Source organism: Streptomyces sp. NBC_00078 (assembly GCF_026343335.1).
Lineage (GTDB): Bacteria > Actinomycetota > Actinomycetes > Streptomycetales > Streptomycetaceae > Streptomyces.
On record NZ_JAPELX010000001.1, the window covers coordinates 6,397,732 to 6,419,684 of the forward strand.

Sequence of the window (21,953 nt, forward strand, 5' to 3'; positions counted from 1 at the left end):
CCTCCTCGGCAAAGATCAGGTCAGGTCGGACACGGCGTAACGCTCTATCGCCGCCATCGGGACGGGGAGCCAGTCGGGGCGGTGGCGGGCCTCGTAGACGACCTCGTAGATCGCCTTGTCGGTCTCGTAGGCGCGCATCAGAACCGGGTCGGTGCGCGGATCGCGGCCGCTGACCTCCGCGTACCCGGAACAGTAAGCGGCCCGGCACGCATCGGCCCAGCCCTGTGCGTGCGATCCCGCCGAGTGGGCCGCGTAGTCGAAGGACCTGAGCATCCCCGCGACGTCCCGCACCGGCGGATGGGGCATCCGTCGCTCGGCGAGTGGCCTGGACGGCTCGCCCTCGAAGTCGATCAGCCACCACTGCCCGGCCGGCGAGCGCAGACACTGCCCGAGGTGCAGGTCGCCGTGGATGCGCTGCGCGGTCCAGGTACGGCCCGTTGCGGCCAGGTCGGCCAGCGCCGTGAACGCGGAGTGCAGCGCGGGCGCGTGCGGCCGCAGCGCGGGCACCGCCTGAGCGGCCACTTCAAGGCGTTCGATCATGCCGTCGGCCAGCATCTGCACCTGGGTGTGGCCCATGGTCACGGTCGGCAGCGCGCGGGCGAGTGTGGTGTGCACCTCGGCCGTGGCGCGCCCCAGCGCCCGCGCCTCGGCGCCGAAGTCCTCGCCCTTGGCCAGCTCGCGCAGCGCCAGCTCCCAGCCGTCCGAGGCGCCCTGCAGGAACGGCTGGAGCACGCCGAGCATACACGACTCCCCGGCCGGCTCCGCGGTGATCCACGCCGTCGGCGCGGGCACCCGTGGACAGCCCTCGCGGGCCAGCGCCAGCGGCAGTTCCAGGTCCGGGTTGACGCCGGGCACGATCCGGCGCAGCAGCTTCAGGATGAACGTATCTCCGTAGACGACCGACGAATTCGACTGCTCGGCGGTCACCACCCGCGGCACCAGTCCGGCGCGGATCTCCTGGCCGGGCTCCCGCTCGAAGCGCAGCCCGCCGATGCGGGCCTGGGAGCGCAGCGCCTCCAGGAGCATCTCGGCGGGCCGGGGGTCGTACAGGGCGTCGTACACCGTGCGTCCGGCGAGCGGGCCCTCTTCCACATGTCCGATCAGCGCGGGCGCCAGCCGGGGCGGCAGGGCCTCGCGCGCGCCTATCAACAGCTGGTAGCAGTCGCCGGGGTGGGTCTCGGCACCGAGCGTGAGCGGCTGATGGGCGCGCACCAGCAGATGGTGGAACCCCAGCCTGGCGTCGGCCGGCAGCAGCTCGGTGGCCATGACCAGCGAGAACCCGGTGACCGGGCGCCCCTTGCCCGCGAACCAGCGCTGCCGTGGCAGCCACTCGCGCAGAAGTGGATCCAGGGAAGCGAGCAGGCCAGGACTTGTCGTACCGGAAAGTGTGACAGTTTCCGCCATGGTGTCACATTCCTTTCCCCGGGTGGGCGGGGTGTTACTGATGCGTGCCCCGGGTGGGGCGGGGGAAACCGCCCCACCCCGGGTTCTGCGAGGTCCTACGAGGGGTCCTTGCGCAGCCGGAACCAGTAGAAGCCGTGGCCCGCCAGGGTCAGCAGGTACGGCAGCTCACCGACGGCCGGAAAGCGCACCCCGCCGAACAGCTCGACCGGATGCCGTCCGTGGAAGGCGCTCAGGTCCAGCTCCGTCGGCTGCGCGAACCGCGAGAAGTTGTGCACGCACAGCACGAGATCGTCCTCGTACTCCCGCAGGAACGCGATCACCGCCGGATTCGACGACGGGAGTTCCGTGTAGGACCCGAGTCCGAACGCCGGGTTCTGCTTGCGGATCTCGATCATCCGGCGGGTCCAGTGCAGCAGCGACGAGGGCGACGACATCGACGCCTCGACGTTGGTGACCTGGTACCCGTAGACCGGGTCCATGATGGTCGGCAGGAACAGCCGCCCGGGGTCACAGGACGAAAAACCTGCGTTGCGGTCCGGTGTCCACTGCATCGGGGTGCGTACGGCGTCGCGGTCGCCGAGCCAGATGTTGTCGCCCATGCCGATCTCGTCGCCGTAGTAGAGGATCGGCGAGCCGGGCAGGGACAGCAGCAGGGCGGTGAACAGCTCGATCTGGTTGCGGTCGTTGTCGAGCAGGGTGGCGAGCCGCCGCCTGATCCCGATGTTGGCGCGCATACGCGGGTCCTTCGCGTACTCCGCCCACATGTAGTCGCGTTCCTCGTCGGTGACCATTTCGAGGGTCAGCTCGTCGTGGTTGCGCAGGAAGATGCCCCACTGGCAGCCCGAGGGAATCGCCGGGGTCTTGGCGAGGATCTCCGAGACGGGGTAGCGGGATTCCCGTCGTACGGCCATGAAGATGCGCGGCATGACCGGGAAGTGGAACGCCATATGGCACTCGTCTCCGCCGCTCTCGTAGTCGCCGAAGTAGTCGACGACGTCCTCCGGCCACTGGTTCGCCTCCGCCAGCACCACCGTGTCCGGGTAGGAGGCGTCGATCTCCTTCCGCACCCGCTTCAGGAACTCGTGGGTGGCGGGCAGGTTCTCGCAGTTGGTGCCCTCCTCCTGGTAGAGGTACGGCACGGCGTCCAGGCGGAATCCGTCGATGCCCAGGTCCAGCCAGAAGCGCAGGGCGGAGATCATCTCGTCCTGGACGGCCGGGTTCTCGTAGTTGAGGTCCGGCTGGTGGGAGAAGAAGCGGTGCCAGTAGTACTGCTTGCGGACCGGGTCGAAGGTCCAGTTGGAGGCCTCGGTGTCGACGAAGATGATCCGCGCGTCCGGGAACTGCTTGTCGTCGTCCGCCCACACGTAATAGTCGCCGTAGGGCCCGTCGGGGTCCTTCCTCGACTCCTGGAACCACGGGTGCTGGTCGCTGGTGTGGTTCATGACGAAGTCGATGATGACGCGCATGCCGCGCTGGTGGGCGGCGTCGACGAACTCCACGAAGTCGGCGAGGTCGCCGAACTCCGGCAGGACGGCCGTGTAGTCCGAGACGTCGTAACCGCCGTCCCTGAGGGGCGACTTGAAGAAGGGAGGCAGCCACAGGCAGTCGACGCCCAGCCACTGCAGGTAGTCGAGCTTGGCGGTGATGCCCTTGAGGTCGCCGACGCCGTCGCCGTTGCTGTCCTGGAAGGAACGGACCAGGACCTCGTAGAAGACCGCACGCTTGAACCAATCCGGGTCCCGGTCCCTGGCGGGAGTGTCCTCGAAGGTGTCCGGAACGGGTTCGTTGACGATCATATTGTGGGTGACCCTCCGATCTGCGGGGTGGACGGTCGCAGGACGGTGCTGTGCTCATCCGGGGGGTAATCCCCGGTCCCCCAGCCGACAACGAGTACGTGTGCCCCGCCGGGCTGAAGGCGAACGTAATTCGCCCTGCCCCAGTGATAGGTCTCGCCGGTGAGCTCGTCGCGCACCGGCACCGACTCGTGCCATTCCAGGCCGAGTTGCGGCATGTCCAACGAGACCGTGGCCTCCTGGGTGTGGTGAGGGTCGAGGTTGGCGACCACCAGAACCGTGTTCGAGCCGCTCCGCTTCGAGTACGCGATCACCGCGTCCTGGTCCGCGTGGTGGAAGTGGAGGTCGCGCAGCTGCTGCAGGGCGGGGTTCGAGCGCCGGACGGTGTTGAGTTTGGTGATCAGGGGGGTGATGGTGCGGCCCTCGCGTTCGGCCGTCTCCCAGTCGCGGGGTTTGAGCTGGTACTTCTCGGAGTCGAGGTATTCCTCGCTGCCCTCGCGCAGGGGGGTGTTCTCGCACAGTTCGTAGCCGGAGTAGATGCCCCAGGTGGGGGAGAGGGTGGCGGCCAGCACGGCGCGCAGTTCGAAGGCGGGCCGGCCGCCGTGCTGCAGGAACTCGTGCAGGATGTCGGGGGTGTTGACGAAGAAGTTGGGCCGCATGTAGGCGGCCGTCTCGCCGGACAGCTCGGTCAGGTAGTCGGTCAGTTCCTGCTTGCCGGTGCGCCAGGTGTAGTAGGTGTAGGACTGCTGGAAGCCGGTCTGGGCCAGGGTGCGCATCATGGCGGGGCGGGTGAACGCCTCGGCCAGGAAGATCACGTCGGGGTCGGTGGCGTTGATCTGCGCGATCACCCGCTGCCAGAAGACGACCGGTTTGGTGTGGGGGTTGTCGACCCGGAAGATCCGCACGCCGAGGTCCATCCACAGCCGCAGGATGCGCAGGGTTTCGGTGATCAGCCCGTCGAGGTCGGCGTCGAAGGCGATCGGGTAGATGTCCTGGTACTTCTTGGGCGGGTTCTCGGCGTAGGCGATGGTGCCGTCGGGGCGGTGGTGGAACCACTCGGGGTGTTTGGCCACCCAGGGGTGGTCCGGGGAGCACTGCAGGGCGAAGTCGAGGGCGATCTCCAGGCCGTGTCCGGCGGCCTGGCGCACGAACCAGGCGAAGTCGTCGAGGGTGCCCAGCTGGGGGTGGACGCTGTCGTGGCCGCCCTCGGGGGAGCCGATGGCCCAGGGCACGCCGACGTCGTCGGGGCCGGCGGACAGGGTGTTGTTGCGGCCCTTGCGGAAGGTGGTGCCGATGGGGTGGACGGGGGGCAGGTAGAGCACGTCGAAGCCCATCGCGGCGATGGCCGGCAGCCGGCGGGCGGCGGTGCGGAAGGTGCCGTGCGGTGTCTGGGGGGTGCCCTCGGAGCGGGGGAAGAACTCGTACCAGGCGCCGTACAGGGCGCGCTCGCGTTCCACCAGCAGCGGCAGGGTCTGCGAGGCGGTGACGAACTCGCGCAGCGGGTGCCGGGCCAGCACCGCGTCCACCTCCGGCGTCAACGCCGCCGCCAGACGCGAGGCGGCGGGACGGCTCTCGTCCCGCAGGGAGCGGACGGCGGCGAGGAGCACCTCACGGCTGCCGCCGCCGGCCGGAACCCCGGAGGCCGCACGCTCGTACAGCCGCGCCCCCTCCTCCAGCACCAGATCCGTGTCCATCCCCGCCGGGATCTTGATCTGCGCGTGGTGCCGCCAGGTGGTGACCGGGTCGCCCCAGGCCTCCACGGTGTAGGTCCAGTGGCCGGGCGCGCCCGCGGTGACGGTGGCGCCCCAGCGGTCGGTGCCCGGGGCCAGCTCCCGCATCGGGGTCCAGGGGCCGGGGCGGCCTTCCGGGTCCTTCAGGACGACGTTGGCGGCGACCGCGTCGTGCCCCTCACGGAACACGGTGGCCGAGATCTCGAACGACTCGCCGGTCACGGCCTTGGCGGGCCGGCGCCCGTGCTGGACGACCGGGCCGACGTCGAGGACGGGTATGCGCCCGATGTCGGCCTCGTCGCCCGCGGAGACCGGCTCCGGGGCCGGCGGTCCGGCGTCGGCGGGGCGCACGGGACGTGCTTCGGGCCCCCGGGTCGGGGGTGCTGACGAGTGGTGCGTGGCGGGCATGACCGCTCCTGTCCGCGTCAACGTGGGTGGGCGGATGGCTGTGGGGAGGTGGGTCCTGCGGGGAGTTCCTGTGGAGTACCTGAGGGGTGTACCGAGGGGGAGCCTTCCCACCCTATTCGGGTGGGCAATCCGGCACTTTGTTAACTACTCACGCGTATGTCTACACACAAGACCGGCCCCGTTCGTGAACGAACGGGGCCGGTGGCCGGATTCCTCGATGACGAGCCCGGGCCTCGCGGCTACGAGGGCGGCACCTGCAGAAGCTCGTCGGGCGAGCCGAGACCCCGTCCGGAGACCTTCCCGGACGCCGCAAGTTTGACCAGGGCTTTGGAAACCTGGGCCGGCGTCGCCTTCGGATGGTCGGCCAGATACAGCGCCGCCGCCCCCGCCGCATGCGGCGAAGCCATCGACGTACCGGAGAAGGTCGCCCTGCCGGTGTTGCTCGCGTAGGACGCCGAGGTGATCGACACGCCCGGGGCGAACAGATCGACGGCCGGGCCGAAGTTGGAGAAGCCCGCCCGCGCGTCGTTCCTGTCGGTCGCGCCGACCGTGATGGCCTCCTTCACGTCCGCCGGTGAGTAGAGCGCGGCCGGCAGGCCGTCGTTGCCCGCGGCAACGGCGTAGGTGACGCCCGACGCGATCGAGTTGCGTACGGCGGCGTCCAGCTGGGCGTTGTGGTAGCCGCCCAGGCTGAGGTTGGCGACCGCGGGCTTCCTCGCGTGCTTGGTCACCCAGTCGATGCCCGCGATGACCTGCGCCGTCGTACCGGAGCCGTCGTCGCCGAGGACGCGCACGGCGACGACCCTGGCCTGCTTGGCGACGCCGTACGTCGTACCGGCGATGGTGCCGGCGACGTGGGTGCCGTGGCCGTTGCCGTCGGATGCGGTCCTGTCGTTTCCGGCGAAGTCCCATCCGTAGCTCGCCCGGCCGCCGAAGTCCTTGTGCGTGATGCGGATGCCGGTGTCGATCACGTACGCCGTCACCCCGCGGCCCGCGGACTCTGGCCAGGTGTAGCTCCTGTCCAGCGGCAGGCTCGGCTGGTCGATCCGGTCCAGGCCCCAGGACGGCGGGTTGTGCTGGGTGTGGTCGAGCGCCACCCGCGTGTCCTGGACGACCGAGGCGACCCGGGAGTCGGCCGCGAGCCGCTTGGCCTGTCTCTCGTTCGCCCTGATCGCGTAGCCGTTGAGGACCGTGCCGTAGGTGTGGCTTATTTTCGCCCCGTACTTCTCGGCGACGCCTTTTCCGGCCGCCGACGGAGCCTTCGTTCCCCCCGCAAGTGTCACCAGGTAACTTCCGCTGACGGAGCCGGGCTCGCCGGCGCCCAGTATCCGCCCCTCCGGTGCGGCGTGCGCGGGCAGGGTGATGGCCGAAAGTGCCGCGGTACAGGTCACCGCGGTCAGGCCCCCCGCCCAGCGCAGACGCCGTGTTCGCGTCCGTGCCATCGTCCGAGTTCCCCTCCTCGACTCGGCGTACGGCAGCCTCAGGTCCCCGGGTGCACCCGGCGGTCGGCCGGTACGCCACATGCAGCCTCTCGTGCGGCGCAGAAGACCCACAAGAGGGCCTACAGGGGCGGAATCGGCCATGTCGGCCATGGCGGATGCGTGAAGGTTGCGCTGTTTTCCGGACTGTGTACGAGTGTGTGCTGCTCTTGGACGTGCCGTGGTTGCGGAGCCCTCGGCACCGATACCGTCGAGGGTGACGACGAGGCGCACAGCGTTGTGCGTCCGCACAGCGACACGCGTCGAGGTGGAAAGTGATGAAGGCGATCCGTCGATTCACCGTCCGACCCGTTCTCCCCGAACCCCTCCGGCCGCTCAGTGACCTGGCCCGCAATCTGCGCTGGTCCTGGCATACGGAGACCCGCGACCTGTTCCAGTCCGTCGACCCCGAGCGCTGGGCCGCCTCGGAAGGCGATCCCGTACGGCTCCTGGGGAGCGTGTCGCCCGCGCGGCTCGCGGAGCTGGCCGGGGACCATCGGTTCCTGCGCCGTCTGGCGGCGGTCACCGACGACCTGGCCGACTATGTGACCGGCGACCGCTGGTACCAGACCCACACCGGCGAACTGCCCGCCGCCATCGCCTACTTCTCGCCCGAGTTCGGCATCACGGCCGCCCTGCCGCAGTACTCCGGCGGCCTCGGCATCCTCGCCGGCGACCATCTGAAGGCGGCCAGTGACCTCGGCGTACCCCTGATCGGCGTAGGCCTCCTGTACCGGCACGGCTACTTCCGCCAGTCCCTGTCCCGGGACGGCTGGCAGCAGGAGCACTATCCGGTCCTCGACCCCAACGAGCTGCCTGTCACCCTCCTGGAGGAACCGGACGGCGCGCCCGGCACCCCCGCCCACGTATCCCTCGCCCTGCCCGGCGGCAAGCAGCTGCACGCCCGCATCTGGCTCGCCCAGGTCGGCCGCGTCCCGCTGCTGATGCTCGACTCGGACGTCGAGGAGAACGACCTCGGCGAACGCGGGGTCACCGACCGGCTCTACGGCGGCGGCAGCGAGCACCGGCTGCTGCAGGAGATGCTGCTCGGGATCGGCGGGGTCCGTGCGGTGCGGACGTACTGCCGGCTGACCGGCCATCCCGCGCCCGAGGTGTTCCACACCAACGAGGGCCACGCCGGCTTCCTGGGCCTGGAGCGCATCGCCGAGCTGTGCGACGGCGGGCTGGACTTCGACTCCGCGCTGGAGGCGGTCCGCGCCGGGACCGTCTTCACCACCCACACACCCGTACCGGCCGGCATCGACCGCTTCGACCGCGAGCTGGTCGCCCGCCACTTCGGCTCCGACGCCGAACTCCCGCGCATCGACGTCGAGCGCATCCTGCGGCTGGGCATGGAGACCTATCCCGGCGGCGAACCGAACCTCTTCAACATGGCCGTGATGGGCCTGCGCCTCGGGCAGCGCGCCAACGGCGTCTCCCTGCTGCACGGCCATGTCAGCCGCGAGATGTTCTCCGGCCTGTGGCCGGGATTCGACCCCGACGAGGTGCCGATCACGTCCGTGACCAACGGGGTGCACGCGCCCACCTGGGTGGCGCCCGAGGTCTTCCGGCTCGGCGCCCGGCAGATCGGCGCCCAGCGCACCGAGGACGCGCTGACCGTGGGCGGCTCGGACCGCTGGGACGCGGTGGGGGACATCCCCGACCAGGACATCTGGGAGCTGAGGCGGGTCCTGCGCGAGCAACTGGTGGACGAGGTGCGCCGGCGGCTGCGGGCGTCCTGGCGCGGGCGCGGGGCCGGGACGGCCGAGCTGGGCTGGATCGACGGAGTGCTCGACCCGGACGTCCTCACCATCGGCTTCGCACGGCGCGTCCCCTCGTACAAGCGCCTGACGCTGATGCTGCGCGACCGCGACCGGCTGATGGACCTCCTGCTGCACCCCGAACACCCGGTCCAGATCGTCGTCGCGGGCAAGGCGCACCCGGCGGACGACGGCGGGAAGCGGCTGGTGCAGGAGCTGGTGCGGTTCGCCGACGACCCGCGCGTGCGCCACCGCATCGTCTTCCTGCCCGACTACGGCATGGCGATGGCGCAGAAGCTGTACCCGGGCTGCGACATCTGGCTCAACAACCCCCTGCGCCCACTGGAGGCCTGCGGCACCTCCGGCATGAAGGCCGCCCTCAACGGCTGCCTCAACCTCTCCGTCCTGGACGGCTGGTGGGACGAGTGGTTCCAGCCCGACTTCGGCTGGGCGATCCCCACGGCGGACGGCACCGGAACCGATCCCGAGCGCCGCGACGACGTAGAGGCCGAAGCCCTCTACGACCTGCTGGAACAGCGCGTCGCCCCGCGTTTCTACGAGCGCGGGCAGCAGGGACTGCCCGACCGGTGGATCGAGATGGTGCGCCAGACCCTCACCCTGCTCGGGCCGAAGGTGCTGGCCGGCCGCATGGTCCGCGAGTACGTCGAGCGTCTCTACGCGCCGGCCGCCCATGCCCATCGCTCGATGGACCCCGGCTCCGCGCGCGAACTCGCCGCCTGGAAGGCACGGGTGCGGGCCGCCTGGCACGGGGTCACCGTCGACCACGTGGAGACGTCCGCCGCCACCGCCACCGCGGAACTCGGCACGACGCTCGCCCTGCGGGTGCGGGTGGGCCTCGGCGAGCTGGGGCCTGACGACGTGGAGGTGCAGGCCGTCTCCGGGCGCGTCGACCCGGAGGACCGCATCGCGGACGCGGCGACGGTCCCGCTGAAACCGGCGGGCGGCCCAGACCCGGAGGGCCGATGGGTGTACGAGGGCCCGCTCTCCCTGGACCGCACCGGGCCCTACGGCTACACGGTCCGCATCCTGCCCGCACACCGGCTGCTGGCGTCCGGGGCGGAGTTGGGGCTGGTGGCGGTGCCCTCGGAGGAGACGGGGGAGGGCGCCGGGGTGCTGATGAGGTGAGGCGGTCTCACGCCTCCGAGTAGGGGGCGCACATACGCTTCAGGGTGTTCCCGCACTTTCGTGCGTAGGCGTGCTGAAGGCCGCGCGTCGCAGGTCCGCCCGCCCGGGCGTACCACTTCGCCGCGCGGCTGAACGCGTGCACGGTCAGCCACACCGTGCCGTCACCGGTACGGTCCACGACGAACGACTCCTCGCCGCACTCCGGGTGGCCGGCCAGCGTGCCGTACGCCCAGCCCGTGCGGCGGGGCTCCTCGACCGTGTAGACGATGCGGCACGGAGCCTTGATCATCCCGGCGAGGGTGATGGTGACGTCGACGCCCTCGGTCGCCCGGTCCGCGCTCGCCTCGACCCCCACACCGAGTTCGCGGTGCATCTCCCAGGTCAGGACCGCCTCGGAGGCCCTTTGGAAGGCTTTCTCGCCCTCGCCGATGCGCGTGCGCACCTGCATCGGGTGGAAACCCGGCGGGCAGAAACCGCCGCGGCGGGTGCCGCCGACGTCGTCGTAGGTGAAGTCCTCCAGGCGCATGGGACACAAGAGTAGGGCGGTACCCGGGACAGCCTTCGTCCCGGGTACCGCCCGCCGACCCCCCTCGGGTCAGCTCACGTTGACAGCGGCCCAGGCCGCGGCCACCGTCTTGTACTCCGTGCTGCTGGAGCCGTACAGGGCGGAGGCCGCCGACAGCGTGCCCGCACGGGCCGACTTGTAGTTCGTCGTCGACGTGAAGTACGTGGTCAGCGCCTTGTACCAGATCTGCAGCGCCTTGTCGCGGCCGATGCCGGTGACCGTGGAGCCGTTGGACGTCGGCGAGTTGTAGCTCACGCCGTTGATCGTCTTCGCGCCGCTGCCCTCGGACAGCAGGTAGAAGAAGTGGTTGGCGACACCGGACGAGTAGTGGACGTCCTTGTTGCCGACGGACGAGGACCAGGAGTCGGCGGAGCCGCCGTCCTTGCTGGGCTTGTCCATGTAGCGCAGCGGGGTGCCGTCGCCGTTGATGTCGATCTTCTCGCCGATGAGGTAGTCACCCTTGTCGGACGAGTTGTTGGCGAAGAACTCGACACCGGTGCCGAAGATGTCCGAGGTGGCCTCGTTGAGGCCGCCGGACTCACCGCTGTAGTCGAGCCCTGCCGTGTTCGCGGTGACGCCGTGGCTCATCTCGTGGCCGGCCACGTCCAGCGAGGTCAGCGGATCCGTGTTGCCCTCGCCGTCGCCGTACGTCATGCAGAAGCAGCCGTCGTCCCAGAACGCGTTCACGTACGAGCTGCCGTAGTGGACGCGGGAGTAGGCGCCGACGCCGTTGTTCTTGATGCCGCTGCGGCCGAAGACGGACTTGTAGAAGTCCCAGGTCTCCTGCGCGCCGTAGGCGGCGTCCGCGGCGGCGGTCTGGTCCGTGCTGGAGCTGGAGGCGGTGCCGGTGCCCCAGACGTTGTCCGCGTCGGTGAACAGGGTGCCGGTGCCCGAGCTCGTGCCGTGCTTCAGGTTGTACGTCTTGTGGCCGCCGCGGGAGGCGTCGGTCAGCGAGTACGAGGAGCCCGACCCGCTCGTGGTGAGGCTGACCGTGCCCGAGTACAGCGTCTTGCCGGTGCCGGTCGCGTTCTCGATGCCCTGGTACTCGAAGAGCTTCTTGCCGGTGGCCGCGTCGGTGATGACGTGCAGCTGGTTCGGGGTGCCGTCGTCCTGGAGGCCGCCGACGACGGTCTCGTAGGCGAGGACGGGCTTGCCGGAGCCGGCCCAGACGACCTTGCGGGCGCCGTCGGCCGCGGTCTTGGCGGAGCCGAGCGTCTTGGCGGCGCTCACCGCCTGCTTCTCGGCCTTGGCCGGGGTGACCTGCGCCTTGAGCGAGGCGACCTTGATGGTGGCCTTCGTCGCTCTGGTGACGCCCTCCGCCTTGCCGGACTTGGCGGTGTGCACGACGAGGTCGCCGCCGAGGACCGGCAGGCCCGCGTAGGTGCGCTCGTAGCGGGTGTGGACGGTGCCGTCGGCGTCCTTGACGACGTCCTTGACGACGAGCTTCTCCTTGGCGCCGAGGCCTATCTGCTGGGCGGTCTCGGCGACGTCGGTCTGTGCCTTGTGGATCAGCGTGGTGCGGGCCGCGTTCGACAGCGCGGCGGGCGCGGCGGCGAGCGTGGCCTTGGCCGGGGTGTCCGCCGGGGTCTGGGCGGCGGCCGAACCGGTGGTCAGACCGGTGGTGAGCAGGGCTCCGGCCGCGACTGCGGTGGCTATGGCCAGAGTCGAGCGCTTGTGACGCGCGTAGAGGGGGGTCACACAAGCTCCTTGTGGTGGGGGAGTCCGGCACGGCGTGGGGCGCCTCACCGGAGTTGCTGTGAAGTTGTGCGGCGGTTGTGAGGAAGAGTGACACCGGGGGCGCGTACATGTCAGGACCCCCCTGTGATGTTGGCCGAAAATTGACCTTCGGGTGAACATTGCAGGCATGTAAACGGAGTTGACCGCGGCAAAGGCCCAACCGGTGATGGGTAAGGGCGTGGCAAAAGGAGGGCGCCGCCCCGGGGAGTCGAACCACCGGGGCGGCGCCCTGAACCGAGGGCCTCAGGGCCGGTCTACGGGAAGGTGAGCTTCCAGCTGTTGATGTAGCCCGTGTCCTGGGCTGCCTGGTCCTGGACCTTCAACTTCCAGGTGCCGTTGGCGACTTCGGAGGAGGCGTTGACCGTGTAGGTGGTCTGGACGTTGTCCGCCGAGTCGGAGGAGCTGAAGTTCTTCAGGCGGTACGTCGAGCCGTCCGGGGCCACCAGGTCGATCACCAGGTCGCCGCGCCACGTGTGGACGATGTCGACCGAAACCTGAAGGTTCGAGGGGGCGTTGCCCGTCCGGCCGGACACGGTGACGGACGACGTCACGGCCGGCCCGTTGTCCGGAATCGACACGTCGGTCGTGTTCTCGAAGGACGTGCCGCCACCGCCGCCGCCACCGGAGCGCGAGCCGACCGCGACGCCCGCCCAGGCGTCCTGCACGGCCTTGTACTCGGTGGACGTGGTGCCGTACAGCTCACCCGCCGCCGCGAGCGTGCCCGTGCGCGCGGAGGCGTAGTTGGTGGTGGACGTGAACTTCGTGGTCAGCGCCCGGTACCAGATCTGCAGCGCCTTGTCCCGGCCGATGCCGGTGACCGGAAGCCCGTCCGAGGTCGGCGAGTTGTAGCTGACGCCGTTGATGACCTTGGCGCCGCTGCCCTCGCTCAGCAGGTAGAAGAAGTGGTTGGCGACGCCCGAGGAGTAGTGGACGTCGAGGTTGCCCACGCCCGAGTACCAGGAGTCGGCGGAGCCGCCGTCCTTGCTGGGCTTGTCCATGTAGCGCAGCGGGGTGCCGTCGCCGTTGATGTCGATCTTCTCGCCGATGAGGTAGTCACCCACGTCGGTCGAGTTGGCTGCGTAGAACTCGACACCGGTGCCGAAGATGTCGGAGGTGGCCTCGTTGAGGCCGCCGGACTCGCCGCTGTAGTTGAGCCCTGCCGTGTTCGAGGTGACGCCGTGGCTCATCTCGTGGCCGGCCACGTCGAGGGCGGTCAGCGGGTCGGCGTTGCCGGAGCCGTCGCCGTACGTCATGCAGAAGCAGCCGTCGTCCCAGAACGCGTTCACGTACGAGTTGCCGTAGTGGACGCGGGAGTAGGCGCCGACGCCGTTGTTCTTGATGCCGCTGCGCCCGAAGGTGTTCTTGTAGAAGTCCCAGGTCTCCGCGGCGCCGTAGTGTGCGTCGGCGCCCGCGGTGGCGGCGTTCGACGTGGTGCTGTTGCCCCAGGTGTTGCTGGTCTGCGAGAACAGCGTGCCGGTGCCCGAGGTGCCGTGGTTGAGGTTGTACGTCTTGTGCCCGCCGCGGTCGCCGTCGGTCAGTGTGTAGTTCGAGCCCGACTGGGTCGTCGTCAGCGGGACCGAACCGCTGTACTGGGTGTTGCCGGTGCCGGTCGCGTTCTCGATGCCCTGGTACTCGTAGAGCTTCTTGCCGGTGGTCGCGTCCGTGATGACGTGCAGCTGGTTCGGGGTGCCGTCGTCCTGGAGGCCGCCGACGACCGTCTCGTACGCCAGGACCGGCTTGCCGCTCGCCGCCCAGATCACCTTGCGCGGGGCCACGTCGGCGCCGGCCCTGGTCGAGCCGAGGGCCTTCGCACGCTTGACGGCCTGCTGCTCGGCGGCCGCCCTGGTGATGTCCGGGGTGACGTCGGAGACCTTGATGGCGGCGTTCGTCGCCTTGATGACGCGCTGGGTGGCGCCGGACTTGGCGGTGTCGACGATCAGGTCGCCGCCGAGGACCGGGAGACCGTCGTAGGTGCGCTCGTAGCGGGTGTGGAGAGTGCCGTCCGCGTCCTTGACGACGTCACGGGCGACGAGCTTCTCCTTGGCGGCGAGGCCGATGTCCTTGGCGGTCTGCGCGCGGGCCGTGTCGGCGTCGCGTATCAGTTCGGCGCGCTGGGAGGGGCTGAGCTTGACGGCGGCGTGGGCCTTGCCCGCCTGGGCCGGGGCGGCGGACGCGGCGCCCGACTGGACGGCCGCGGCGAGCAGGGCGGTGACACCGGCGACGGCGACGATGTGGGAGGTGCGTCTGCGAGAGGAATTGCTTCTCAACACTGACTCCTTCTGCGCGGCCGCGGGTCGCGCGGCCAGGGGGAGATCCGGACGATGGGTCGACCGTCCGGGGCAGAACTGGCAGAGCTGCGAAACCAGGTGCGGGTGGCCTTGTGACGACACAGCGGTGTATCTGTGGGGTTGCTGTGAAGCGGCCGTGGGAAGCCTGGCACCGGATGGCGCTTTCTGTCAGGGGCGCGTCAGGAAGTTGGCCGGAATTGGTTCGTTGTCCGGATGTTCATGTCCGGTATGCGGAGAGGGGGGCGGATGGTCACGCGGGGTCCCCGTGCCACGTCCGCCACAGCGCCGCGTACGCGCCGCCGGCGGCCACCAGCTCCTCGTGCGTGCCGAGTTCGGTCAGGCGGCCGCCCTCCATCACGGCCACCCGGTCCGCGTCGTGGGCGGTGTGCAGACGGTGCGCGATGGCGATGACCGTACGGCCTTGGAGGACGGCGGCCAGGGCGCGCTCGGTGTGGCGGGCCGTCGCCGGGTCCAGCAACGCCGTGGCCTCGTCGAGGATCAGCGTGTGCGGGTCGGCCAGGACGACGCGGGCCAGGGCGAGCTGCTGGGCCTGGGAACCGTCCGTAGGGCAACCCCCCTCGCCGAGCCGGGTGCCGAGACCGTCCGGCAGCTCCCGAATCCAGTCCTCGGCGCCGACCGCGGTGAGGGCGGCCCACAGCTGCTCGTCCGTGGCGGCCGGCTCGGCGATCAGCAGGTTGTCGCGGACCGTGCCGAGGAACACGTGGTGTTCCTGGGTGACCAGGACGACCTGACGGCGCAGTTGGTCGGGGCCGAGGTCGACGACGGGCACACCGCCGACGGTCACCGTGCCCTCCCCCGGGGCGTCGACACCGGCGAGAAGCCGGCTGAGCGTCGTCTTTCCGGCGCCGGAGGGGCCGACGACCGCCAGCCGTTCGCCCGGCCGCACGGTCAGGTCGACGCCGCGTAGCACCTCGCCGCCGCGGTCGTAGGCGTAGCGCACACCGGTGACGTCGATGCGGTCGTCGGCGGGGGCGGGGGAGCCGGCCGGCACGGTCTGCGGGGCCCGGGCGAGGCCCTCGACGCGGGCGAAGGAGGCGCCGCTGCTCTGCAGTTGCTCGATCCGCATCAGGATCTCGTCGAGCGGCCCGTTCAGCCGCTGCAGATAGAGGGCCGCCGAGACGACCGCACCCAGGCTCAGCGTGCCGTGGTCGAGCAGGACTCCGCCGACCAGGAGGACGGCGGCCACCGGCACGAGGTAGGAGACCTCCACCGCCGGAAAGAACACGGTCCGCAGGAACAGCGTGTACAGCCGGGTCCGCCGCGACGTCTCCAGCGCGTCCCGGCTCGCCGTGACGCGGCGCCGCTGCAGCCGCAGCGCCTCGACGGTCCGGGCGCCGGACGCGGTCGCCGCGAGGATCTCCGCGACGTCCGAGGTGGCGGCGCCCTCGGCGAGATAGCCGTCGCGGGCCCGCTTCAGATACCAGCGCAGCGCGCACCAGATGCCGGTCAGCCCGACCAGACCGCACGCGCCGAGCAGCGGGTTCAGGGCGAAGACGGCGCCGAGCAGGAACAGCGCCTGCACGCTGTTGACGAGCAGGTCGGGTCCGACATCGCGCAGGGTGGTGCCGACCAGGGCGACGTCGGCCGTGCCGCGCGCCGTCAGATCACCGGTGCCGGCCCGCTCCAGGACCCCCGCGGGCAGGGCCAGCGCCCGCTCGACGAACTCCTCCCGCACTCGGGCGAGCGTCCGCTCCCCGAACCGGTGCCCCACATACCGGGCCCACCGGGCCAGCAGCAACTGCGCGAGCGAACACACCAGGATCCACAGCGCCAGGCGGTCGACGGCCCCGACACCGCCCCCGCCCCGCACCTCGTCGATGATCCGCCCGACCAGCCAGGGCCCGGCCAGACCGGCTCCGGCGGCCATCCCGTTCAGCGCCAGCCGGCGGCGAAGGCCCGCGCGTCGGCCCGCAGCAGCCGCAGCATCGCCCGCCGCACGTCGGCCGGTTCGGCGACGGGGAGCCGGCCCGAGGAGACCGCCGTCATCTGATCGCCTCCTCGGCCGCGGACTCTTCGGCGTCCCGTGCCACCAGGGCGCGGTACGCCGGTTCGCTCTCCAGCAGTTCGCGATGGCTTCCCACGGCCGCGGCCCTGCCCTCCTGCAGGAAGTACACGGTGTCCGCCCGGTCCAGCACGAGCGGTGACGTGGTCGTGACGACGGTGGTACGGCCCTGGCGTGCCGTGCGCAGCCGCTGGGCGATGCGTGCCTCGGTGTGGGCGTCCAGGGCGGAGGTCGGTTCGACGGCGAGCAGTACCTCGGGGTCGGCCAGCAGGGCGCGCACCAGCCGTATCCGTTGTCGTTGGCCGCCGGAGAGGTTGCGGGCCTGGGCGTCGATCGGTGAGTCGAGGCCGTCCGGCAGGCCCTGGACGATGTCGTCCGCGACGGCCGCGTGCAGCGCCTCGGACAGGGGCGCCTTCGCGGATGCCCCGGTGCGCGGTCCGGCGTCCGCGGGTGTGTTGTGGCTGGTCGCGCCCCGCGACGGAGCCGCGTCCTGACGCAGTCCGGCGCCCCCCGGCGGCGTTACGGAGCCGTCCACCACCTCGTGCAGGGTGCCTGCGAAGAGGTCCGCCTCGTGGTCCGCCACCAGGATGCGCTCCCGGATCTGCGGCAGCGTGATCTCGTCGAGGGGTATGCCGCCCCAGGTCGCGTTCGACGGCACATACCGCCCGAGCCGGTCGACGACCGCCGCCGCGTCGGCCGGGTGGCCGCAGGCCAGCGCGGTCAGCTGTCCCGGCCGCACCCGCACTCCGGACTCCGGGTCGTGCAGCACCGCCGGCTGTGCGGGCGCGTCCCGGGTGCCGATGTCGGCCGGCGGCTCCAGCCGCAGGAACCGTACGAGCCGCCGTGCCGACACCAGCCCGCGGCTGATCTGGTAGCCGCACTCGACCCAGAACGCCACCGGTCCCACCAGCACGGCCACATAGCCGTACACCGACACCAACTCGCCGATGCTGATGGCCCCTTGGGCGGCGAGCCGGGCCGCCATCCAGGTGACCACCGCGAGGAACAGGGTCGGCAGTCCGACGCCGAGCGCCTGGACCCAGCTGGTCACCGCCCCGACCCGGTAGCCCTGCCGGCGCAGCCGCTGCGAGTCACGGTGGAAGGCGTCGGCGAACAGCCCTTTGCCGCCGAGGCCGTTGAGGACCCGCAGGCCGCCGGCGAGGTCGGCGATGCGGGCGGTGAGCACGCCCTGCCGCTCCCGGTACTCGGTCTCCGTGCCCTGCAGCCGGGCGAGGAGAGGCCCGACGAGGACGACGATCAGCGGCATCCCGAGGAGGACGACGGCGGCGATGAGCGGCGAGATGGCCACCAGCAGCCCGGCGACCGCCAGATAGGCGACGACCGTGCCGACCCCGGGCCCGACGACCGTCAGCGACTGGCTGATCGTCTGCACATCGCCCACCCCGATGGTGACGACCTCCCCGGCCCCGACCCGGCGCGGCAGCGCGGCGCCCAGCCGGACCGCCTGTCCCACGACGACCTTGACCGTGCGGAAGTTGGCGTCCATCCGCACCCGGGTCATCGTGCGGTGCCGCATGATGCTCAGCCAGGCGTTGAACGCTCCCACCGCGAACAGCGCGGCGGTCCAGCCCGCCAGCGCCGGATAGTCACCGGGCTCCAGCCCGTCGTCGATCGCCCGGGACAGCAGATACGGCGTCGCCGCGAGCAGCGCCATCCACACACTGCCCAGCACCGCTCCGGCGAGTGACCTGCCGGGCTGGCAGCGGACCAGCCACCACAGGTAACGCCCGCCGCCGCGACAGTCCGGCGTCCCGGGATCCCCGTACGCGTCGATCATCCGTCCCCCGATCCCTGCGCCCGGCCGACGTCCACACCCACCGGTGTCCACGTCGGACCGATGTCCACCTCAGACCGGCGTCTACGCCAGGCTGTCCCGCCATGCCCGGTGCAGATCCGCGAACCGCCCGGTGCCCGCCACGAGTTCGGCCGGACTGCCGTCCTCCACGATCTTCCCGTGCTCCATGACCAGTACCCGGTCCGCGATCTCGACGGTCGACAGCCGGTGCGCGATGACGACCGCCGTGCGCCCGTGCAGCACCGTCGACATCGCCCGCTGCACGGCCCGTTCACCCGGGATGTCGAGCGAGCTGGTCGCCTCGTCGAGGATGAGTACCGCGGGGTCTGCGAGCAACGCCCGCGCGAAGGCCACGAGCTGGCGCTGGCCGGCCGAGATACGGCCGCCCCGCTTGCGTACGTCCGTGTCGTACCCGTCGGGCAGCGCCTCGATGAAGTCGTGCGCGCCGATCGACTTCGCGGCGCGCTCGATCTGCTCGCGGGTCGCGTCCGGGCGGCCGATGGCGATGTTCTCGGCGACCGTCCCGGAGAACAGGAACGCCTCCTGCGTCACCATCACCACCCCGCGCCGCAGTTCGGGCACGGACAGCTCGCGCAGGTCCACGCCGTCCAGCAGGACCCGGCCCTCGGAGGGGTCGTAGAAGCGGGCGAGCAGCTTGGCCAGGGTCGACTTGCCGGCGCCGGTCGAGCCGACGACCGCGACCGTCTGCCCGGCCGGGACGGTGAGGCCGAAGCGGGGCAGGACCTCGCCGCCGGTGCGGTAGCCGAAGGCGACCTCGTCGAAGACGACCTCGCGACCGGGGTGCTCGCTCTTGAGTGCGGGCAGTTCCACGGGACTCGACGGCTCCGGGACGGTCGGTGTCTGCGCCAGCAGTCCGGCGATCTTCTCCAGGGAGGCCGCCGCCGACTGGTACGAGTTCAGGAACATGCCGAGCCGGTCGATGGGGTCGTACAGGCGGCGGAGGTAGAGCACGGCGGCGGCCAGGACGCCCAGCTCCAGCGAGCCGCCCGCCACCCGGTAGGCGCCCCACAGCACGATGCCCGCGACGGCCGTGTTGGCGACCAGCCGGGAGCCGACGACATAGCGGGCCATCTCCAGCAACGCGTCGCCGTTGACCCGCTCGTGCCGCCGGTTCAGCGTCCGGAAGGCGGCGTCGTTGGCGGCCTCGCGGCGGAAGGCGCGCACCGGGCGGATGCCGTTCATCGTCTCGACGAACTTGACGATCACGGCGGCGATGGCGGTGGAGCGCAGGCGGTACACCCGGACCGCGCGCCGCTGGTAGATCCGTACGAGGAGGTACAGCGGCACGAAGGACGCCACCGCGACCGCCCCGAGGGCGAGATCCAGCCAGAGCAGCATCGCCGAGATGTAGACGAAGGAGAGGATGACCATGACGAGTTCCTGCAGGCCCTCGCTGAGCAGTTCGCGCAGGGACTCGACATCGGTCGTCGACCGGGAGATGAGCCGGCCCGAGGTGTAGCGCTCGTGGAAGTCGAGGCTGAGTGCCTGCGCGTGGCGGAAGATACGGCCGCGCAGGTCGAGCAGCACGTCCTGGTTGACGCGGGCGGCGGCGATGACGAACGCGTACTGGAGCCCGCCGGAGACCAGCGCGCACAGCAGATAGACCCCGGCCACCGCGATCAGCGGGCCGTGACGCCGGTCCCGGAAGGCCGGGACGGCGGTGTCGATCGCGTAGGCCACCAGCAGCGGGCCCGCCTGGACGGCCGCCTGCTGGAGCAGCAGCAGGAGGGTGGTGAAGGCGACGCGGGCCTTCATCGGGGCGAGCAGGGTTCGCAGCAGGGCGGCGGTGGCGCCCGGGGGAGTGGGCAGCACATCCCGGTCGAAGGGGTCGGTGGCGTCCTTGGGGCGGGGGAGGTCCGGCTCGTCGTCCGCCGTGGGGACAGACGTGCTGGTGGCCGTCATCGGTGGTCCTCCGCTTCTCCGGTCCCGGACATGAGATGGGCGTATTCGGCGTTCGTGCGCAGCAGTTCGTGATGCGTGCCGACGGCGGTGATCCGGCCGCCGGAGAGCAGGGCGACCCGGTCGGCGAGCAGGACCGTGGACGGGCGGTGCGCCACGATGAGGGCGGTGGTGTCGGCGAGCACGTCCCGCAGGGCGGCCTCCACGGCGGCCTCGGTGTGCACGTCGAGGGCGGACAGGGGGTCGTCGAGGACGAGGAACCGCGGTCTGCCCACGACCGCTCGCGCCAGCGCCAGCCGCTGCCGCTGGCCGCCGGAGAGGCTGAGCCCCTGCTCGCCGACCCGGGTGTTGGTCCCCTGGGGCAGCGCGTGCGCGAAGCCGGCCTGGGCGACGGACAGCGCCCGGTCCAACTCGGCTGTCCCCGCGCCGGCTTCGGCCCCCATGAGGACGTTGTCCCCGACGCTCGCCGAGAAGAGGGTCGGCTCCTCGAAGGCGACCGCGACCATGGAGCGCAGCTCCTCGCGGGAGAGGGCGGCGATGTCCTCGCCGTCCAGCGTGATCCGCCCGGACGTCACCTCGTGCAGACGCGGGACGAGGGCGGTCAGGGTCGTCTTGCCGCTGCCGGTGGCGCCCACCAGGGCCAAGGACTCGCCGGGGCGGACATGGAGGTCGATGCGGTCGAGGACGGGCGGGGAGTCCTCGGGGGCGTCGGGATAGCGGAACCGCACGTCGAGGAAGCGCAGGCCGTCCCTGCCGGCTGCCGGCCGGTGGGAGCCGTCCGCGTCCCCCGGCCCGGTCTCGCCCCCTTGCCCGGCCGCGCGATGACCCGGCCCGGCGACCGTTTCCGTCTCCGGCGGTTCGTCCATCACCTCGAAGTACCGCTCCGTGGCCGTCGCCGCCTCCTGGCTCATCGCGAGCAGGAAGCCGATGGAGTCCACCGGCCACCGCAGGGCGAGGGCCGTCGACAGGAACGCCACCAGCGTCCCCGCGGACAGGTTCCCGTCGGCCACCTGCACCGTGCCGAGCACCAGCGCCGCCCCGATCGCGACCTCCGGCAGCGTGACGATGACACCCCAGATCGTGGCGAGCAGCCCCGCCTTGCGCAGTTCCGTCCCCCGCAGGGTCCGCGACAGCTCCCGGAACGCGCGCGCCTGGCTGCGGTGCCGCCCGAACCCCTTGATGATCCGGATGCCGAGCACGCTCTCCTCGACGACCGTCGTCAGATCGCCGACCTGGTCCTGGGAGAGCCGCGCCACCTCGGCGTACCGCTGCTCGAAGACCAGGCATGTGACCATCACGGGGACGGCCGGCCCCAGGATGACCAGCCCGAGCGTCCAGTCCTGCAGCAGCATGATCACCACGCCGACGAGGATCGTCACGCCGTTGACCAGAAGGAACGTCAGGGGAAAGGCGAGGAACTGGCGCAGCAGCATCAGGTCCGTGGTGCCGCGCGACAGCAGCTGCCCCGAGGACCACCGGTCGTGGAAGGAGACCGGCAGCCGCTGCAGATGCCCGTACAGATCTGCCCGCATCCCCGCCTCGACGCTCGACAGCGGCCGCGCCACCAGCCACCGGCGCAGCCCGAACAGCACCGCCTCCGTGAGCCCGAGCAGCAGCAGGTACAGCGCCCCGAGCCAGACGCCCGCCGGATCTCGGTCGGCGACCGGCCCGTCGACCATCCACTTCAGTACGAGCGGGATCACGAGCCCCGTGCAGGAGGCGACGACGGCGACGGACGCGGCGCTGAAGAGCCGCGCCCGCACGGGCCGCACGTACGGCCACAGGCGCAGCAGCGTCCGCACGGCGGATCGGTCGGTGGTCTTCCCCGGTTCCTCGGTGGTTGCACGTGTCGTCGCCATCAGCAGTGAGCCTACGGATCGGCACT

Annotated in this window: 12 protein-coding genes; 1 reads left to right on the forward strand and 11 read right to left on the reverse strand. The window is 71.0% G+C overall.

Annotated elements, in window-relative coordinates; genetic code table 11:
* Window positions 1-15: 15 nt before the first annotated feature.
* The 4 genes from OOK07_RS30215 to OOK07_RS30230 form a co-directional block, all read right to left on the reverse strand.
* Window positions 16-1,404: a maltokinase N-terminal cap-like domain-containing protein gene (locus OOK07_RS30215; RefSeq protein ID WP_266799596.1), complete on the reverse strand. Its 1,389-nt coding sequence runs from the start codon at window positions 1,402-1,404 to the stop codon at window positions 16-18.
* 95 nt (window positions 1,405-1,499) lie between these two features.
* Window positions 1,500-3,200: a maltose alpha-D-glucosyltransferase gene (gene treS, locus OOK07_RS30220; RefSeq protein WP_266684939.1), complete on the reverse strand. Its 1,701-nt coding sequence runs from the start codon at window positions 3,198-3,200 to the stop codon at window positions 1,500-1,502.
* Window positions 3,197-5,335 carry an alpha-1,4-glucan--maltose-1-phosphate maltosyltransferase gene (locus OOK07_RS30225; RefSeq protein ID WP_266684941.1) on the reverse strand — a complete coding sequence of 713 codons (2,139 nt, stop codon included), beginning with the start codon at window positions 5,333-5,335 and terminating at the stop codon, window positions 3,197-3,199. Before OOK07_RS30225 ends, treS begins: the two co-directional genes overlap by 4 nt.
* A gap of 239 nt (window positions 5,336-5,574) precedes the next feature.
* Window positions 5,575-6,777: a S8 family peptidase gene (locus OOK07_RS30230; protein WP_266799598.1), complete on the reverse strand. Its 1,203-nt coding sequence runs from the start codon at window positions 6,775-6,777 to the stop codon at window positions 5,575-5,577.
* A 314-nt stretch (window positions 6,778-7,091) separates the two neighbouring features.
* Between OOK07_RS30230 and OOK07_RS30235 the strand changes: the two genes are divergently transcribed.
* Window positions 7,092-9,719: a glycosyltransferase family 1 protein gene (locus OOK07_RS30235; RefSeq protein ID WP_266799600.1), complete on the forward strand. Its 2,628-nt coding sequence runs from the start codon at window positions 7,092-7,094 to the stop codon at window positions 9,717-9,719.
* 7 nt (window positions 9,720-9,726) lie between these two features.
* Here OOK07_RS30235 and OOK07_RS30240 read toward each other — a convergent pair whose 3' ends face one another.
* From OOK07_RS30240 to OOK07_RS30270, 7 genes are all read right to left on the reverse strand, one after another.
* Window positions 9,727-10,245 (reverse strand): DUF1990 domain-containing protein, encoded by a 519-nt coding sequence (locus OOK07_RS30240; RefSeq protein WP_266684946.1) that lies wholly within the window; start codon window positions 10,243-10,245, stop codon window positions 9,727-9,729.
* 69 nt (window positions 10,246-10,314) lie between these two features.
* Complete coding sequence (locus OOK07_RS30245; RefSeq protein WP_266684948.1) at window positions 10,315-11,982, reverse strand: M4 family metallopeptidase; 1,668 nt, start codon at window positions 11,980-11,982, stop codon at window positions 10,315-10,317.
* A 293-nt stretch (window positions 11,983-12,275) separates the two neighbouring features.
* Entirely contained in the window at window positions 12,276-14,288 is a 2,013-nt protein-coding gene (locus OOK07_RS30250; RefSeq protein ID WP_266684949.1) for a M4 family metallopeptidase, read from the reverse strand.
* A gap of 271 nt (window positions 14,289-14,559) precedes the next feature.
* The gene (locus OOK07_RS30255; protein ID WP_406312586.1) at window positions 14,560-16,197 is read right to left on the reverse strand and encodes an ABC transporter ATP-binding protein; all 1,638 of its coding nucleotides are present in this window, start codon (window positions 16,195-16,197) and stop codon (window positions 14,560-14,562) included.
* Between the two features lie 115 nt (window positions 16,198-16,312).
* Complete coding sequence (locus OOK07_RS30260) at window positions 16,313-18,130, reverse strand: ABC transporter ATP-binding protein (protein WP_266799603.1); 1,818 nt, start codon at window positions 18,128-18,130, stop codon at window positions 16,313-16,315.
* An 81-nt stretch (window positions 18,131-18,211) separates the two neighbouring features.
* Window positions 18,212-20,071, reverse strand: coding sequence for an ABC transporter ATP-binding protein (locus OOK07_RS30265; protein WP_266799605.1), 1,860 nt, complete (start codon window positions 20,069-20,071; stop codon window positions 18,212-18,214).
* A complete protein-coding gene (locus OOK07_RS30270; protein WP_266799607.1) occupies window positions 20,068-21,927 on the reverse strand; it encodes an ABC transporter ATP-binding protein in 1,860 nt (619 codons plus the stop codon). Before OOK07_RS30270 ends, OOK07_RS30265 begins: the two co-directional genes overlap by 4 nt.
* Window positions 21,928-21,953 lie beyond the last annotated feature (26 nt).

What these genes read in the sequence shown, in the direction of transcription:
- OOK07_RS30215 (WP_266799596.1), bottom strand. Translation starts at nt 1,404, where the DNA reads ATGGCGGAAACTGTCACACTTTCCGGTACGACAAGTCCTGGCCTGCTC.
- treS (WP_266684939.1), bottom strand. Translation starts at nt 3,200, where the DNA reads ATGATCGTCAACGAACCCGTTCCGGACACCTTCGAGGACACTCCCGCC.
- OOK07_RS30225 (WP_266684941.1), bottom strand. Translation starts at nt 5,335, where the DNA reads ATGCCCGCCACGCACCACTCGTCAGCACCCCCGACCCGGGGGCCCGAA.
- OOK07_RS30230 (WP_266799598.1), bottom strand. Translation starts at nt 6,777, where the DNA reads ATGGCACGGACGCGAACACGGCGTCTGCGCTGGGCGGGGGGCCTGACC.
- OOK07_RS30235 (WP_266799600.1), top strand. Translation starts at nt 7,092, where the DNA reads ATGAAGGCGATCCGTCGATTCACCGTCCGACCCGTTCTCCCCGAACCC.
- OOK07_RS30240 (WP_266684946.1), bottom strand. Translation starts at nt 10,245, where the DNA reads ATGCGCCTGGAGGACTTCACCTACGACGACGTCGGCGGCACCCGCCGC.
- OOK07_RS30255 (WP_406312586.1), bottom strand. Translation starts at nt 16,197, where the DNA reads ATGGCCGCCGGAGCCGGTCTGGCCGGGCCCTGGCTGGTCGGGCGGATC.
- OOK07_RS30260 (WP_266799603.1), bottom strand. Translation starts at nt 18,130, where the DNA reads ATGATCGACGCGTACGGGGATCCCGGGACGCCGGACTGTCGCGGCGGC.
- OOK07_RS30265 (WP_266799605.1), bottom strand. Translation starts at nt 20,071, where the DNA reads ATGACGGCCACCAGCACGTCTGTCCCCACGGCGGACGACGAGCCGGAC.
- OOK07_RS30270 (WP_266799607.1), bottom strand. Translation starts at nt 21,927, where the DNA reads ATGGCGACGACACGTGCAACCACCGAGGAACCGGGGAAGACCACCGAC.